The organism is Rhizobium sp. SVR5-2C (genome assembly GCF_056755115.1).
Map to the genome: position 1 here is coordinate 1 of NZ_JBNDHT010000336.1, position 440 is coordinate 440.

Sequence of the window (440 nt, forward strand, 5' to 3'; positions counted from 1 at the left end):
ATGACTTCCTTGAACTTCTCGGCCGAGCCGAGGGCGCGGCCGCCGGAGATGATCACCCGGGCCGAGGTCAGTTCCGGGCGGTCGGAAGCCGACAGTGCGTCGTTGACGAAAGTCGACAAAGCGGATGAAAGAGCTGCCGTCGAGATTTCCTCAACGGCAGCAGTGGGGCCTTGGGAGGCCGGAGAAAAGGAGGCGGTGCGCACGGTGATGACCTTCCTGGCGTCGGTCGATTGCACCGTCTGGATGGCATTGCCGGCATAGATCGGCCGCTTGAAGGTGTCGGCGGAGACGACCTCGATGATTTCCGAGACCTGCGCGACGTCGAGCAGGGCAGCGACGCGCGGCATGACGTTCTTGCCGGTCGAGGTGGCGGCCGCGACGATCGCGTCGTAGCTGGCGGCCAGCGAGACGATCAGATCGGCGAGCGGCTCGGCCAGATT

The 440-nt window shown here is 65.0% G+C and carries 1 protein-coding gene; it reads right to left on the reverse strand.

What is annotated here, in order from left to right; all coding sequences use genetic code 11:
- The coding region (locus ACPYOI_RS35985; RefSeq protein WP_481424161.1) for an electron transfer flavoprotein subunit alpha/FixB family protein at positions 1 to 440 on the reverse strand (440 nt) is incomplete at both ends.